The following is a 14326-nucleotide window of genomic DNA, read 5'->3' on the forward strand; positions in this document are numbered from 1 at the left end:
CCCCTGGCGGCCCTCGAACGTACACAGAGGTGTGTCGGGTTTCCGGTTCCCCGTCGGACGCCTCCCGGACGAGGCTTTGCTGTCCGGGCTGGCGACCGGCGATCCGGAGCTCGCGGTCATCTTCGTACGGAGGTTCCAGCACCGGGTCTTCGGTGTCGCGATGGCGGTCACCGGGGACCAGCAGCTAGCCGAGGACGTCGCCCAGCAGACGTTCGAGCGCGCCTGGCGGCACGCGCAGATCTACGACTCGCGCCGCGGGTCGGTCATGACCTGGCTGACGACCATCGCGCACAACCTCGCCATCGACGCCGTCCGTGCGCGGCGGACGGAGCCGATGGCGCCGGAGGACCTGGACGGCCTCCTCGGCGTCGTCACCGAGACCCCCGAGCGATGGGCGCTGGCCGACGAGGCCTCGTCCCAGCTCCGGGCCGCTCTGGCGAGGCTGCCGCGGGAACAGGCCCGGGCCCTGATGATGGCGGGCATCTACGGCATGACGGCCCAGCAGGTCGCCGACGCGGAGCACATCCCGCTGGGCACCGCCAAGACGCGGATCAGGGCGGCGATGGCGAAGCTGCGCACCACCCTCGCGTCGCCGAATCGAGACGACCATGTCCAGTGACGCGAACTGCGAGAAACTGCGGGAGATCGGCCCGGAGCTGGCGCTCGGTGTGCTGCCCGGCCGTGAGCGGGCCGAGGCGGTCGCCCATCTCGACCGGTGCGCGGACTGCCGGCAGTACGTCCGGCAGCTGACCGGGATCGCCGACCGGCTGATCGGCCTCGTCCCGGACAATGAGCCTCCGCTCGGCTTCGAGTCCCGGGTGGCGCGCAGCCTGGCCCAGCAGCCGGCGGCGGCCGAGGGACGCCGCACCGCCCGCGCCCCTGGCCGCGCCCGTCCGGAATCCCGCGGCCGGCGGACCCGGCTGCGGATCGCGGCGGCCGGAGCGGCGCTCACCGCCGGCGTGGCGTTCGCCGGCTGGGGGATCGGCACCGCCGTGCAGCAGCTCGCCTCCCGGCCGGCACCGGCCGTCCAGGCCGAGCCGCTGATGGTCGGGGACATGACCCGGGCCCGCAACGGCGGCCATTCCGTCGGCGAGGTCTACGCCCATCCCGGCAGCCCCGGCTGGGTCTTCGTGGACGTCGCCCTCGACGGCCCCGGCATTCCCTACTCCGGCAAGGTCACCTGCCTCCTGCAGCGCACCGACGGCACGACCGTCCGCGTCGGCGACTTCCTGCTGCGCGACGGGCAGGGCAACTGGGGCGTGGCCGTCCCCGGCGACCTCACCAGGTTCTCCCGCGCCCGGCTGACCTCACCCGACGGCACCGTCCTCGCCACCGCCCAGCTGCAGAGGGGTCACGTCCTCACCCGAGTGGAGTGACCGGTGCGGTGACCGGGGCCCGCCGGGCCTCAGCCGGGGCGGCCCGGGACGGGCAGCGTCGCCTCCAGGGCGGCGGCCAGTTCGGCGACGGCGGGACGGGCCCGCGGATCGGTCCGCAGGCAGCCGTCGACGGCGGCGGCCAGAGCGGGCGGCAGCCGCCGCCGGGACGCGACCGGCGGGGCACCGCGCTCCAGTTGCGGGTACCGGTCCTCCCGGCCGTAGGTGCCGGTCCCGTCGTACGGCCCCGCGGCGGTCCCGCCGGCCGTGCCCGGGTCGAACGGCCCTTCCCCGCACGCGACCTCGTACAGGGTGACGCCGATCCCCCACACGTCGGCGGCCGCCGTGAGGAGTCCGCCGCGGGCCTGCTCCGGGGCGAGGTAGCGCAGCGTGCCGATCCCCGCCGGGGCCGGACCCGGGGGCCGCGCGACGCTCAGGTCCAGCACCTTCGCGTGGCCGCGGTCCACCACCACGTTCGACGGCTTGAGGTCCAGGTGCAGCAGGCCGTGCCCGTGCAGGTAGTGCGCCGCGGAGCACAGCTGCGCCCCGAGGAGCGCCACGTCGGCGGCGGCCGGGCGGCGGCGCAGCCGGTACAGCAGGTGTGCGAGGGTCTCACCGGTCAGCGTCTCCAGGACGACGAGCGGCTCGGGCGCGCTGAACGTGTCGTAGGCACGGACCAGGTGGGGGTGGGCAAGGTCCCGCAGCCACCGGCCCTCCCGCAGCAGCCGCTCGCCCAGCCGCCGTTCGCCCCGGCGGTCGGGGCGCACCGCCTTGAGCACGCACCGGCAGGCGCGCTCCTCGCTCCAGGCGTCGTACACGTCGAGCCAGCCCGTGCGGGTGAGGTGCGCGAGGACCCGGTATCCCGGCACCGGTTCCGTGCCCGACGCCAGGGCCGGGGGCCGCCGCACCACGGTGACGCTCATGACAGCACCGCTCCGGCGCTCAGCCGATGCAGCCGGGCGTACGTCCCCTCGCGCCCGAGCAGGTCCTGGTGGGCGCCGTGCTCGACGACCCGTCCGTGGTCGAGGACCACGATGTGCGTGGCGTCGCGGACGGTCAGCAGGTTGTGGGAGATCACGACGGTGGTCCGCCCGGCCATGAGCCGGCGCAGCGGATCCATGATCCGCCGGCCCGACCGGACGTCGAGCCCCGCGGTCGGTTCGTCGAGCAGCAGGACCGGAGCGTCCCTGATCATCGCGCGGGCGATCGCCAGCCGCTGGCACTGTCCGCCGGAGAGCGTCCTGCCGCGCTGGCCGACCAGCGTGTCGTAGCCCTCCGGGAGCCGCTCGACGAACTCGTGGGCGTCCGCCGCCCGCGCCGCCGCCTCGATGTCCGCGTCGGACGCGTCGGGCCGGCCGTAGGCGATGTTGTCCCGCACGGTGCCGTGGAACACGAGCGTCTCCTGCAGCACCACCGCGACGCTCTCCCGCACGTCGGACAGGCTGAGCCGGCGCAGGTCGGTCCCGTCGAGCCGGATCGCCCCCAGGTCGGGGTCGTAGAAGCGGAGCTGGAGTTTGGCGACGGTGGACTTGCCGGCCCCGCTGGCCCCGACCAGTGCCAGTGTCTCGCCGGGCGCCACGTGGAAGGACACGTCCGACAGCGCCCAGGACGAGGTGCCGGGGTAGCGGAAGGACACCCCGTCGAACTCGACGTCGCCCCGGGCACGGCCGATCCGCCGGGCGTCCGGGGCCTCGGTGACCTGGGGCCGCTGGTCCAGCAGCTCGATGATCCGCTCCGCCGAGGCGGAGGCCGCGTAGAAGGTGGTCCCCAGGTGGGACAGGCCGCGGACGGGGCTGTACAGCTTGCCGATCAGCGCCAGGAAGACCAGCAGCCCGCCGAGCGTCAGCTGTCCCTGCGCCAGTTTCCAGGTGCCCAGGCCCATCACCGCCAGGCCGCCGGACACCTCGATCAGCTCGACGACGGGCCCGTAGACGGCACGGATCCGCACCGAGGCCATCGTCGCCCGGAACCTGCCGAGGCTTTCCCGCTCGAACCGGCGTTCCTCCCAGCCCTGCCGGTTGTACGCCTGCACCAGGACGACGTTGCCGAGGGACTCCTCGGCGACGGCGCTGAGCGAGCCGCTGCGGCGCCGGCGCTCCCGCGAGGCCTCCTTGATCAGCCGCGAGAAGTGCCGGGCGGAACCCAGGAACAGCGGCACGATGACCAGGGCGAGCAGGGTCAGGTCCCAGCGCAGGTAGAACAGCAGGCCGAGGAAGACACCCAGCCGGACCACGTAGTAGAGGGCGTCCGCCACGCCGGAGAGCAGGAACGTCTCCACCGCGTCGACGTCGCCCGTGACCCGGGACAGCACGTCCCCGAGCCGCCGGCGTTCGAAGAAGCCCAGCGAGAGCCCCTGTACGTGCCGGAACACGTCGGCGCGCAGAGCGAGCAGGAAACGCTCGCCGACCCAGGTGGAGGTGACGTCGTCGGCGAAGCCCAGAACGCCGGAGAGCAGTACGAGGCCGAGGTAGGCCGGTGCGATCCACAGGAACGGGCTCAGGTCCCGGGGGACGAGCACGTCGTCCACGACGACCTTGAACAGCCACAGTTCCGCGGCGTCGACGGCCGGGGCGGTCATGCTGAAGAAGACGACGGGTACGAGCCAGCGCCGGCCACCACGGGTGTACGGCCAGAACCGGCGGAACACCTCACGCGGGGGGATCGCCGGCGCGGCCTCGACCACGGCGTCCGAGGTGTCGCCGGCCGACAGCAGACGTCGCAGGACATGCACCATGGGCTGGATTCCTCGGGGTTCGGCGAAGCGGACCGGAGCCACGCGGTCCCGGTCCGCTCAGCCTTCGTGGACGGTCAGTAGCCGCCGTGACCGCCGTGACCGCCGTGGCCCCGGCCGTGACCGCTGCCGTGACCGTGGCCGAAGCCGTGGCCGTTGCTGTGGTCGCCGTGGCCGTGACGGTTCCCGTGCCCGTGCCCCGAGAAGTCGTTCCTCGACGTGTCATCGCCGTGGTTCCGATGCTTCGCGGGCATCAGACTGCTGAAGATGGCCATGTCGTTCCTCCTGAAACTCGCCTCACACGGGATACGTCTCAGGACGGACATCGGATGCTGTTCCGGGCGAAAAAGTTGCCGGGAAAAGTTCCAGCGAGGGGAACAGGCACGCCGCAGAAGGGGGAGGGGAGGGACGCGCGGCGCCGCCCCCCGCTCAGCCCAGCCGTGCCGCCAGCCCCCCGGTGCAGCGCACCTCGTCACCCGCGGTGATCAGCAGCGCCTCGGTCTCCGGCAGCGACTCCAGCCATGCCAGACCCGCCCGCGACCCCATCGCGAAGGCCGCCGTGGCCCAGCAGTCCACCCAGGTCAGCCGGGGCCCCACCACGGTCACCGCCACCAGGTCCGTCACCGCCGGCTTCCCCGTGCGCGGGTCCACGATGTGTGCCCCGCGCTCCGCCGTCCCGGACGTGGCCACGGACAGCTCCGCCACGCCGGCCGCCGAGATCACCGCCGCGAGACCGCCCGGGCGGACCGGGTCGGCCACTCCCACCCGCCACGGACGCTGCGGGTCCGGCGCGCCGAGCATCTGGACGTCTCCGCCCCCGTTCACGCTGACCCCCCGCACCCCGTCGACCGCCGCCAGGAGCCGGGCCGCCCGCTCGGCCGCCCAGCCCTTGACGATGCCGGTGGGGTCCACCGAGCCCCGGTAGCGGGTGCTGAACCAGCCGTCGCTCACCCGCTCCGCCTCGGCGGCCAGTTCCAGCACCTCGGCGACCTCGGGAGCGCACCGGGCGACGGTCAGTTCGCCGCGGGCCAGCCGCGAGACCTCGCTGTCCTCGCGGTAGGTGCTGAACAGCGCGTCGGCCCGGTGCAGGCCGGCGACGGCCTCGCCGAGCGTTGCCCGTACCGCCCCCGGCTCCCCGCCGCGGACGTCGAAGGAGAAGACGGTCCCCATGACCTCCTCCGCGTGACGGATCCCGGCGGGCGCCGCGTCCCCTGCGGTCACCGTGTCAGTCACCCGCCTGGTCCAGCGCCGACTGCAGCGACTGCTTGTACCCGGTGCTGGTGTAGGTGGCCCCGGAGACCGCGTCGATGTCCGCGGTGCCGGCCGACACGGCCTCCTGGTTGAGCCTGGGCACGGCGAGCTGGGTCTTCTGGTCGCTGAGGCCGCCCTTGGGCGCCTGGACCGCCTCGGCCTTGGTGATCTTCCCGTCCTTGACGGTGATCCGCACCTGGACCGCGCCGTACTGCGTCTGCGCGGCCTTCCCGGTGACCGTGCGGGCCTGCGCCGCACCCGAGGACCCGGAACCGCCTCCCGTGGACCCGGCGCCCGAAGCGCCGGAAGGCGCCGCCGACTTCATCCTGTCCAGCGCCGACTGCAGCGACTTCCGGTACCCGGTGCTGGTGTAGGTGGCCCCGGAGACCGCGTCGATGTCCGCGGTGCCGGCCGACACGGCCTCCTGGTTGAGCCTGGGCACGGCGAGCTGGGTCTTCTGGTCGCTGAGGCCGCCCTTGGGCGCCTGGACCGCCTCGGCCTTGGTGATCTTCCCGTCCTTGACGGTCAGCCGTACCTGCACGGCCCCGTACTGGGTCTGCACCGCGTCACCGGTCACCGTGCCGGAACCGGCGGAGGCCTGGGCGCCGCCTTGCGGGGACTCCTGGCCCGCCGCCTGCTGCGGGCCCGCGCCGGCGGCCGACGCCGCGGCCGGGTCCGACGCCGGCTTCAGCGACAGCAGCAGCACGACACCGGACACCGTCGCGGCCGTGGCCAGCACGACCCGCCGAATGGGGTGGCTCTTGCGCATCTCTTCCGCAGCTCCCGCTCACATCTCGAACGACTCGTGGTGGATGCGCCGGGCGGGGACCCCCGCGCCGCGCAGTGCCTCGTACACCGACTGCGCGAACCCGGGCGGGCCGCACATGAAGACGTCGTGCCGGTCGATGTCCGGGATCTTCCGCTGGAGGTTCTCCGCCGAGATGTCCGGGCGCTCGCCCTCCGGGCTGTTCACCGCGTACATCAGCCGGGCGTCCCGCTCCTCGGCGATCGCCGCCAGCTCGTCCCACAGTGCCAGGTCCTGCGTGGTGTTGGCGCGGTAGAGCAGGGTGATGTCCCCGGCCGCCCCGGGCAGCGTCTCGAACAGCGCCCGCATCGGGGTGATCCCCACCCCGCCCGCGACCAGCAGTACCTTGCCGCGGCTGCGCCGCTGCGCCGTGAGCGCGCCGTACGGCCCCTCGGCCCACACCTTGGTGCCGGGCGTCAGCTCGCGCAGCCGGGCACTGTGGTCGCCGATCGCCTTCACCGTGATCCGCAGCATGTCGGGCCGGGGCGCCGCCGACAGCGAGTACGGGTGCGAGCTGAAACGCATCCCGGGGGCGAGGAACCGCCAGCGGAAGAACTGGCCCGCCTCCGCGCCCATCCGGTGCAGCCGGCGTCCGCCGATCAGCACCGACACGATGCCGGGGGTCTCCTCGATGACCGCCTCCACCCGCATCCGGTGCCGCAGGTTCAGCCGGACGGGGGTGAGGATGCGGTACCAGACCACCAGCGCGGTGACCGTGCCGTACAGGCCGTACCAGAAGGTCTTGGCGGCGGGTTCGACGGCGAAGTCGTTGCCGGTGGTGATCTGGTGCCAGAACGTCAGGAACACCGCCGCGTAGGTCAGCAGGTGCACGTGGTACCACGCGTCGTACGGCAGCCGGCGGCGGACCACGCCGATCGACGTCAGCCCGATGAGCACGAACAGGCCCGTGCCGACGGCGGCCTTGCCCATGTCGGGCAGCTGCTCGACGGAGTCGACGGTCTGCCCCACGATGTCGCCGAGCGACTTGCCGGCCTGCAGCGCGTAACCCCACATGGTGAGGAACACGTGCGCGACGATCAGACAGAGCGTGTAGCGGCCGCTCATCGCGTGCCAGCGGGCCACCCGGTCGGATCCGACCCGCCGTTCCAGCGCCGGTACGCGCGCCATCTGGAGCACGACCAGCGCCATCAGGTAGCCGGCCAGCAGGCCGGTGATCCGGCCCGCGTTCAGGATCCTGCTGTTGTCGTCGGCGATGGACGGCGTGTTGTGCCACCAGAGCCACAGTACGGCCGCGGCGCCCGCCCAGACCGCGAGGAGCAGCGGGACGGCCGGGGAGCGGCGCGGGCGGATGCGGCGCATCGTCTGGCGGCGGGCGGCACGTCCGCCCGCGAGCGTGGTGGTGGTCACGGTTCCTCCGTGGGGACTTGACCCTTGGCCCACAGATACGCGCCGCGTGCGCGGAGTGTTCAGAGTCCGGCCGAGTCCAGCGCCGACTGGAGTGACCGGCGGTAGCCGTCACTGGTGTACGTCGCTCCCGACACGGTGTCGATCCGCGCGCTCTGCGCCGTCAGCGCCTCGCGCCGCAGCTGCGGCAGCGCGTAGCTGTTGATCTCCTGGTCGCGGGGGTTGTCCTGCGGGTAGTCGAGGGCCGTCACGTCGGTCAGCCGGCCGTCCTTCAGCGTGATCCGCACCTGGACCGGCCCCCAGCGGGTCTGCACCGGGCCCCCGGTGACCGACCTGCTCCCGGAGGCCGTGGCGCCGGGCGACGCAGAACTGCCGGCGGACGACGGCGACCGGGTCTGCGCCGTCACCACGGTGGGGCTGGTGTGCGGCTTCAGCGACAACAGCAGCACCATCCCGGAGACGGTGGCGGCACTCGCCAGCACGACACGGCGCAGCGGACGGCTCTTCTTCAACGCGTGCACAGGTGCTGCCTCACAGTTCGAACGACTCGTGGTGGATACGGCGGTCCGGCACGCCGGCCGCCCGCAGCGCCTCGTACACGTCCCGCGCGAAACCGTGCGGGCCGCATATGTAGACGTCGTGGCCGGCCAGGCCGGGGAAGGTGGCGCGCAGCGCCTCGGCGGTGATGGACGGACGCTCCCCGTGCGCCCCGTTGAGCGCGTACAGCACCCGGGCGCCGCGCCAGCGGGCGATCGCCTCCAGCTCGCCGCCGAGCGCCAGGTCCTCGGCGGACCGCGCCCGGTACAGCAGGGCGACCTCACCGGGAAGCGTCTCGAACAGCGCCCGCAGCGGAGTGACACCGACGCCCGCCGCGATCAGCAGGGAGCGGTGGCCGGTGGACCGGTCGGCGGTCAGCGAGCCGTACGGGCCCTCCGCCCACACCCGGGTGCCGGGCCTGAGCAGCGCGACGGCCGCGCTGTGGCCGCCGAGCGCCTTCACGGTGATCCGCAGCAGGTCGGGGCGGGGCGGTGCCGACAGGGAGTACGGCGTCGACGTCCAGCCCAGGCCCGCGCCGAGGAACCGCCAGCGGAAGAACTGTCCGGGACGGGCACCCAGCTCGTCCAGGTTCCGCCCGCGCATGACGACCGAGTACACACCCGGCGCCTCCTGGTGCACCGACTCCACGCGCAGCCGGTGCCGCCGGTTGAGCCGGACCGGGGCGAGCACCCGGTACCAGAGCACCAGCCCCGCCGCGCCGAGGTAGAGCGCGTACCAGGCGGCCGTGGCCACCGGCTTGCCGTTGAACTCGTCGCCGATGGCCAGCTGGTGGCCGAAGGCGAGGTAGACGGCCGCGTAGGTGAGCAGGTGGACGTAGTACCAGAACTCGTAGGAGGTCCGGCGGCGCACGGCCCGTGCCGAGGTGACGCCGACCGCGAACAGGATCACGGTGCCCGCGGTGGCCTTGAGCATCTCCGGGTAGTCGAGGACGACGGTGACCGTCTCGTGCCACAGCGAGGCCCGGTCCTGGGCGGCGTACCCGGAGAGGACGAGCACGACGTGCGCCACCAGCAGACTGACCGTGTACCGGCCGGCCATCGCGTGCCAGCGGGCCACCCGGTCGGAGCCGATCCGGTTCTCCAGCAGCGGCACCCGCGCCATCAGGGCGACGAGTGCCGCGCAGGCGTACCCGCACAGCAGACCGCTGATCCGTCCGGCGCCGGTCAGCCAGCCCGCCGTACCGACCACGGAACCGGTGTCCGTCCACCAGAGGGCGACCACGGCCGCCGCCCCCGCCCACAGCACGGCCAGCAGGGGCCCGGCGGGGGAGCGCCCTGCGGGCACGCGCCGGGGCGGGGCCGCCCGCCCCGTATCCACGGTGGTCATCAGTCGCCGTCCCTTCGTCCGTCGTGCCAGGCCACTGTGCTGGACGAAGCTCTGAGGCGGCTATGAGCGGCGGCGTCGCAGGCCTGTTCAGAGGGGACTCAGAGGCGGTTCTCATCCGCCGCTCACCCTCGGAGCGTTTTCAGAGCAAACTCACAGCTGACGGGGCGGCCGGGCGCCGCGCGCACGAGCGATGCTGGGAGACGCGATGAACACCACCCGCTCCGGCCGCCCGGCCCTCACCCGCCCCGACGGCACTCCGCTGCGCGTCCTCGTCGTCGACGACGACCCCGACCTCGCCGAGGTCCTCACCGGCGCCCTGCGATACGAGGGCTGGGAGGTCCGCGCGGCCGGCGACGGCGCCGCCGCCCTCGCCGCCGCGGGCGAGCTGCTGCCCGACGCCGTCGTCCTGGACGTGATGCTCCCGGACACCGACGGCTTCGCCGTGCTGCGCCGTCTGCACGCCGTGAAGCCCGACGTGTGCGTGCTCTTCCTGACGGCACGGGACGCGGTCGAGGACCGGATCGCGGGGATCACCGCGGGCGGCGACGACTACGTCACCAAGCCGTTCAGCCTGGAGGAGGTCGTGGCCCGGCTGCGCGGGCTGCTGCGCCGGGCCGGCATGGCCCGCTCGCATGAGGAGGGCCCGCGGATGGTCGTGGGCGACCTGGTGATGGACGAGGACGCCCGCGAGGTGACCCGCTCCGGCGAGCTGATCGACCTCTCGCCGACCGAGTTCGAGCTGCTGCGTTTCCTCATGCGCAACCCGCGCCGCGTGCTCAGCAAGGCCCAGATCCTCGACCGGGTCTGGTCCTACGACTTCGGCGGCCGGGCCCACGTCGTCGAGCTGTACATCTCCTACCTGCGCAAGAAGATCGACGCCGGGCGGGAACCCGTGATCCACACCGTGCGCGGGGCGGGCTACGTGCTGAAGCCGGTGGCCAGGTGAACCCGCCGCGCCGCCCGCGCCGTCTTCGCGGGCTGCCCCGCCCCCGCACCCTGCGCGCCCGCCTCACCGTCGGTCTGGTGGTGCTGCTCGCGGTGAGCTGCGCGGCCGTCGGACTGGCCGCCGTGGTCGAGCTGAACGGCTTCCTCACCCAGCGCCTGGACGAACAGCTCGCCCAGGTCGGCACCCGTTTCCCGGAGAGCCTGGAGCACAAGGTCCGGCTGCCGGACCACGACGGCGACGAGCACGCCGACACGCGGCGGACGGCCACCGGCACCTTCGGCGCCCGCCTGCTGAACGGCACCGTCACCCACAAGGGCCTCATCCGCAGCGGCGACCCGGCCGCCGACCTCGACGTCGGCCTCACGGCGCGGGACGCCCGGCGGCTGGCCGCGGTACCGGTCGACGGCAGACCCCACACCGTCGAACTCTCCGCCCTGGACGACTACCGGGTGGTCGCCTCGCCCGGGCGGGACGGGGACGTCCTGATCGTCGGCCTCCCGCTGGAGCCGGTCGAGGCCACGGTCCACCGGCTGGAGCTGGTCGCCGGGATGGTGTTCGGGCTGGCGCTGGTCGTGACCGGCGTGGCGGGCGCCTTCTGGGTCCGCTGGTCCCTGCGCCCGCTGAGCCGGGTCGCCGCGACCGCCACCCGGGTCAGCGAACTCCCGCTGGCCAGCGGCGAGGTCGTGCTGCCGCCGCGCGCCCCCGACACCGACCCGCACGGCGAGGTGGGGCAGGTCGCCACCGCCTTCAACCGCATGCTCGGCCACGTCGAGGACGCGCTGACCAAACGCCACGCCGTCGAGGAGAGGCTGCGCCGCTTCGCCGCCGACGCCAGCCACGAACTGCGCACCCCGGTCGCCACGGTCCGCGGCCACGCCGAGCTGGCCCTGCTGCACCCCGGCCCGGTGCCGCCGGAGGTGACCCGTGCCCTGCGGCGCATCACGGCCGAGTCCGCCCGCATGGGCGAGATGGTCGACGACCTGCTCCTCCTCGCCCGCCTGGACGCGGGCCGCCCGCTGGAGCGCCGGCCGGTGGACCTGACCCGCCTGGTCCTGGACGCGGTCACCGACGCCCGGGCCGCCGGCCCGGGGCACCGCTGGACGCTGGACCTCCCTCAGGATCCGGTGACGGTGACGGGGGACGCGCACCGGCTGCAGCAGGTGCTGGCCAACCTGCTGGCCAACGCGCGTTCGCACACACCCGCCGGCACGGAGGTGACGGTGACCCTGGCGGCCGGGGGCGGCGAGGCCCGCCTCTCGGTCCACGACGACGGCCCCGGCGTCCCCGAGGACATCCGGCCGGACGTCTTCGAACGCTTCACCCGGGCGGAACACCGCCGCCGGGCGGACGCACCCGGCGCCGGGGCCGGACTGGGCCTGTCGATCGTGGCGGCCGTGGTGGAGGCGCACGGCGGAAGCGTGGGGCTGGACAGCGGACCGGGTTCCACGACGTTCACGGTGCGGCTGCCGGCCTGAGTGCGCGCGGGGCCGTACCGTCGCGCGGTTCGGCCGTGCCGGCGTGCGGCGGCCTCAGTACCGGGTCACCGCCGTCGCTCCGCCGGCCGTCCCGATGGCGATGTGCGGCCGCTCGTCCGGCACCGCCCACCGCAGGATCCGCTGCATCGCGTCCTCCGGGACCGACACGCAACCGGCCGTCGCCGCCCGCCCGTTGACGTGCAGGAAGATGCCGGCGCCGCGCCCGCGCACCGGCCGGTCGTAGTTGAAGCCGATGACCAGGGCGTACGCGTACTGCGTCGGGTACGTGACCAGGTGCTCGGCCTCGGAGGCGCGGCAGTCGGCCGGAAGAGGCTCCACCCACCGGTTGTACGCGTCCGACTCGTTGTCCTGGCACCACCAGGAACTCTCCACGACCGGCCGGTAGGGGACCCTCGTCCCGCTCGGGGCCGCCTTGGTGCCGAAGCCGAAAGGCAGGTCGTACAGGCCGGTCGGTGTGGTGTCCGTGCCCTGCACGCGGGAGGCGCCCTCGGCGAGCCCGTTCGCGCCGAAGCGGGCCGGTGCGGACCCCGCCTCCACCCACTGCCCGTCCCGCAGGTCCCACCACGTGACCGTGCCCGAGGTCGAGTCGGTGTCCGGCGCCTCGGCGGTGATCAGCTGGGAGCCGCCGCCCGTGTCCGCCATCCGCGCGGGCAGCGGATCCGGCCCGGCGCCGGGCGCGAGGCCGAGCAGGGCGAGGCAGGAGGCGGAGACGAGGGCGAGGACCACACATGGGCGCATGGCTCAGACGGTAGGCGGGGGGATCGGCGACGGCAGCCCGGGTGGTCCGTCCAGGCGTGTCCGCAGGTGTCCCGCACCGGTTCCGCGTGCACGACGGACGCCGATGCCTGATTGACGAATCATGCAGAGTTCTGCATACTCATGCATGCCGCTGTGCGGCGCTGTCCGGCGGACGGGGCCCGGCGCATCGCCTGGGCGCGTGAGACCTTCCGTGCGACGACGACTTCTGCGAGGAGCAACGCAAGTGAGCAGCAACAGCGGTGACGTACGGCTCTGGGGCGGCCGTTTCGCCGACGGTCCGGCCGAGGCCCTGGCGAAGCTGTCCGCGTCCGTGCACTTCGACTGGCGGCTCGCGCCCTACGACATCGCCGGTTCGCGTGCCCACGCGCGCGTGCTGTACAAGGCGGGCCTCCTCACCGAGGACGAGCTGCGGCGGATGATCGCCGGCCTCGACCGGCTGGAGGCGGACGTGGCGGACGGCTCCTTCGTGGGCACCATCGCCGACGAGGACGTCCACACGGCCCTGGAGCGCGGCCTGCTGGAGCGCCTCGGTCCCGACCTCGGCGGCAAGCTGCGCGCCGGCCGGTCCCGCAACGACCAGGTGGCGACCCTCTTCCGGATGTACCTGCGCGACCACGCCCGGATCGTCGGCGGTCTCGTCGCCGAACTCCAGGACGCCCTGATCGACCTGGCCGAGGCCCACCCGGACGTGGCGATGCCCGGCCGCACCCACCTGCAGCACGCCCAGCCGGTCCTGTTCGCCCACCACGTACTCGCCCACGTCCAGGCACTGTCCCGGGACGCCGAGCGGCTGCGCCAGTGGGACGAGCGGACGGCCGTGTCCCCGTACGGCTCCGGAGCCCTCGCGGGGTCCTCCCTCGGCCTCGACCCGGAGGCGGTGGCCGCGGACCTGGGGTTCGAGCGCGGCAGCGTCGGCAACTCCATCGACGGCACCGCCTCTCGCGACTTCGTGGCCGAGTTCGCCTTCATCACCGCGATGATCGGCGTCAACCTCTCCCGGATCGCCGAGGAGATCATCATCTGGAACACGAAGGAGTTCTCCTTCGTGACCCTGCACGACGCCTTCTCCACGGGCTCGTCGATCATGCCGCAGAAGAAGAACCCCGACATCGCCGAACTGGCGCGCGGCAAGTCGGGGCGCCTGATCGGCAACCTGACCGGCCTCCTCGCGACGCTGAAGGCGCTGCCCCTCGCCTACAACCGCGACCTGCAGGAGGACAAGGAGCCGGTCTTCGACTCCTGCGACCAGCTGGAGGTCCTGCTCCCGGCCTTCACCGGCATGATCGCCACCCTCACGGTCAACCGCGAGCGCATGGAGGAACTGGCCCCGGCCGGCTTCTCCCTCGCCACCGACATCGCCGAGTGGCTGGTCAAGCAGGGCGTGCCGTTCCGCGTCGCCCACGAGGTCGCGGGGGAGTGCGTCAAGGCCGCCGAGGCCGAGGGCAAGGAGCTGGACGACCTCACGGACGAGCAGTTCGCGAAGATCTCCGCCCACCTCACCCCCGAGGTGCGCACGGTCCTCAACGTCCCGGGCGCCCTCGCCTCCCGCAACGGCCGCGGCGGTACGGCACCCAGCGCGGTCGCCGTCCAGCTGGCCGAGGTCAAGGCGGACGTCGCGGCCCAGCACGCGTGGGCGGCGGCCAAGCGGGCCTGAGACCCCGTATTCCCGCCAAGGGCCCGGACGTCCCGTCCGGGCCCTTGGCGCCGCCCGCCGCG

Annotated in this window: 14 protein-coding genes; 5 read left to right on the forward strand and 9 right to left on the reverse strand. The window is 73.6% G+C overall.

Annotated features, from left to right (window positions below; genetic code table 11):
* Positions 1 to 31: 31 nt before the first annotated feature.
* Both IE177_RS14240 and IE177_RS14245 read left to right on the forward strand, forming a co-directional pair.
* Positions 32 to 619: an RNA polymerase sigma factor gene (locus IE177_RS14240; RefSeq protein ID WP_190015688.1), complete on the forward strand. Its 588-nt coding sequence runs from the start codon at positions 32 to 34 to the stop codon at positions 617 to 619.
* Positions 609 to 1376, forward strand: coding sequence for a zf-HC2 domain-containing protein (locus IE177_RS14245; RefSeq protein ID WP_190015689.1), 768 nt, complete (start codon positions 609 to 611; stop codon positions 1374 to 1376). Before IE177_RS14240 ends, IE177_RS14245 begins: the two co-directional genes overlap by 11 nt.
* Before the next feature lie 29 nt (positions 1377 to 1405).
* On the opposite strand, the gene IE177_RS14250 is transcribed toward IE177_RS14245, so the two are convergent.
* The 8 genes from IE177_RS14250 to IE177_RS14285 form a co-directional block, all read right to left on the reverse strand.
* Positions 1406 to 2296: a serine/threonine-protein kinase gene (locus tag IE177_RS14250; protein WP_190015690.1), complete on the reverse strand. Its 891-nt coding sequence runs from the start codon at positions 2294 to 2296 to the stop codon at positions 1406 to 1408.
* Complete coding sequence (locus tag IE177_RS14255; protein WP_190015691.1) at positions 2293 to 4107, reverse strand: ABC transporter ATP-binding protein; 1815 nt, start codon at positions 4105 to 4107, stop codon at positions 2293 to 2295. Before IE177_RS14255 ends, IE177_RS14250 begins: the two co-directional genes overlap by 4 nt.
* Positions 4108 to 4181: 74 nt before the next feature.
* Positions 4182 to 4379, reverse strand: coding sequence for a hypothetical protein (locus IE177_RS14260; RefSeq protein WP_190015692.1), 198 nt, complete (start codon positions 4377 to 4379; stop codon positions 4182 to 4184).
* Between the two features lie 154 nt (positions 4380 to 4533).
* Positions 4534 to 5274, reverse strand: coding sequence for an FAD:protein FMN transferase (locus IE177_RS14265; RefSeq protein WP_190015858.1), 741 nt, complete (start codon positions 5272 to 5274; stop codon positions 4534 to 4536).
* A 55-nt stretch (positions 5275 to 5329) separates the two neighbouring features.
* Entirely contained in the window at positions 5330 to 6124 is a 795-nt protein-coding gene (locus IE177_RS14270; RefSeq protein WP_190015693.1) for an FMN-binding protein, read from the reverse strand.
* A gap of 18 nt (positions 6125 to 6142) precedes the next feature.
* Complete coding sequence (locus tag IE177_RS14275; RefSeq protein ID WP_190015859.1) at positions 6143 to 7480, reverse strand: ferredoxin reductase family protein; 1338 nt, start codon at positions 7478 to 7480, stop codon at positions 6143 to 6145.
* A gap of 107 nt (positions 7481 to 7587) precedes the next feature.
* On the reverse strand, positions 7588 to 8046 hold the full coding sequence (locus tag IE177_RS14280; protein WP_190015694.1) for an FMN-binding protein: 459 nt from the start codon (positions 8044 to 8046) through the stop codon (positions 7588 to 7590).
* Positions 8047 to 8056: 10 nt separating this feature from the next.
* Complete coding sequence (locus tag IE177_RS14285) at positions 8057 to 9409, reverse strand: ferredoxin reductase family protein (protein WP_190015695.1); 1353 nt, start codon at positions 9407 to 9409, stop codon at positions 8057 to 8059.
* A gap of 205 nt (positions 9410 to 9614) precedes the next feature.
* Between IE177_RS14285 and IE177_RS14290 the strand changes: the two genes are divergently transcribed.
* Together IE177_RS14290 and IE177_RS14295 are read left to right on the forward strand one after the other, a co-directional pair.
* Positions 9615 to 10355 (forward strand): response regulator transcription factor, encoded by a 741-nt coding sequence (locus IE177_RS14290; RefSeq protein WP_190015696.1) that lies wholly within the window; start codon positions 9615 to 9617, stop codon positions 10353 to 10355.
* Positions 10352 to 11830 carry a sensor histidine kinase gene (locus IE177_RS14295; protein ID WP_190015697.1) on the forward strand — a complete coding sequence of 493 codons (1479 nt, stop codon included), beginning with the start codon at positions 10352 to 10354 and terminating at the stop codon, positions 11828 to 11830. The genes IE177_RS14290 and IE177_RS14295 overlap by 4 nt, the downstream gene beginning before the upstream one ends.
* Positions 11831 to 11884: 54 nt before the next feature.
* Here the strand turns inward: IE177_RS14295 and IE177_RS14300 are convergent, their stop codons facing one another.
* A complete protein-coding gene (locus IE177_RS14300) occupies positions 11885 to 12589 on the reverse strand; it encodes a L,D-transpeptidase family protein (RefSeq protein WP_190015698.1) in 705 nt (234 codons plus the stop codon).
* A gap of 244 nt (positions 12590 to 12833) precedes the next feature.
* Between IE177_RS14300 and argH the strand changes: the two genes are divergently transcribed.
* Positions 12834 to 14264, forward strand: coding sequence for an argininosuccinate lyase (gene argH / locus IE177_RS14305; RefSeq protein WP_190015699.1), 1431 nt, complete (start codon positions 12834 to 12836; stop codon positions 14262 to 14264).
* Positions 14265 to 14326: the final 62 nt, after the last annotated feature.

The sequence above is a fragment of the Streptomyces lucensis JCM 4490 genome (assembly GCF_014650035.1).
Taxonomy (GTDB): Bacteria; Actinomycetota; Actinomycetes; order Streptomycetales; family Streptomycetaceae; genus Streptomyces; species Streptomyces lucensis.

Excerpts from the sequence above, each read along its gene's own strand:
- IE177_RS14245 (WP_190015689.1), top strand. The coding sequence starts at position 609 with ATGTCCAGTGACGCGAACTGCGAGAAACTGCGGGAGATCGGCCCGGAG.
- IE177_RS14250 (WP_190015690.1), bottom strand. The coding sequence starts at position 2,296 with ATGAGCGTCACCGTGGTGCGGCGGCCCCCGGCCCTGGCGTCGGGCACG.
- IE177_RS14255 (WP_190015691.1), bottom strand. The coding sequence starts at position 4,107 with ATGGTGCATGTCCTGCGACGTCTGCTGTCGGCCGGCGACACCTCGGAC.
- IE177_RS14260 (WP_190015692.1), bottom strand. The coding sequence starts at position 4,379 with ATGGCCATCTTCAGCAGTCTGATGCCCGCGAAGCATCGGAACCACGGC.
- IE177_RS14265 (WP_190015858.1), bottom strand. The coding sequence starts at position 5,274 with ATGGGGACCGTCTTCTCCTTCGACGTCCGCGGCGGGGAGCCGGGGGCG.
- IE177_RS14270 (WP_190015693.1), bottom strand. The coding sequence starts at position 6,124 with ATGCGCAAGAGCCACCCCATTCGGCGGGTCGTGCTGGCCACGGCCGCG.
- IE177_RS14275 (WP_190015859.1), bottom strand. The coding sequence starts at position 7,480 with ATGCGCCGCATCCGCCCGCGCCGCTCCCCGGCCGTCCCGCTGCTCCTC.
- IE177_RS14285 (WP_190015695.1), bottom strand. The coding sequence starts at position 9,409 with ATGACCACCGTGGATACGGGGCGGGCGGCCCCGCCCCGGCGCGTGCCC.
- IE177_RS14290 (WP_190015696.1), top strand. The coding sequence starts at position 9,615 with ATGAACACCACCCGCTCCGGCCGCCCGGCCCTCACCCGCCCCGACGGC.
- IE177_RS14300 (WP_190015698.1), bottom strand. The coding sequence starts at position 12,589 with ATGCGCCCATGTGTGGTCCTCGCCCTCGTCTCCGCCTCCTGCCTCGCC.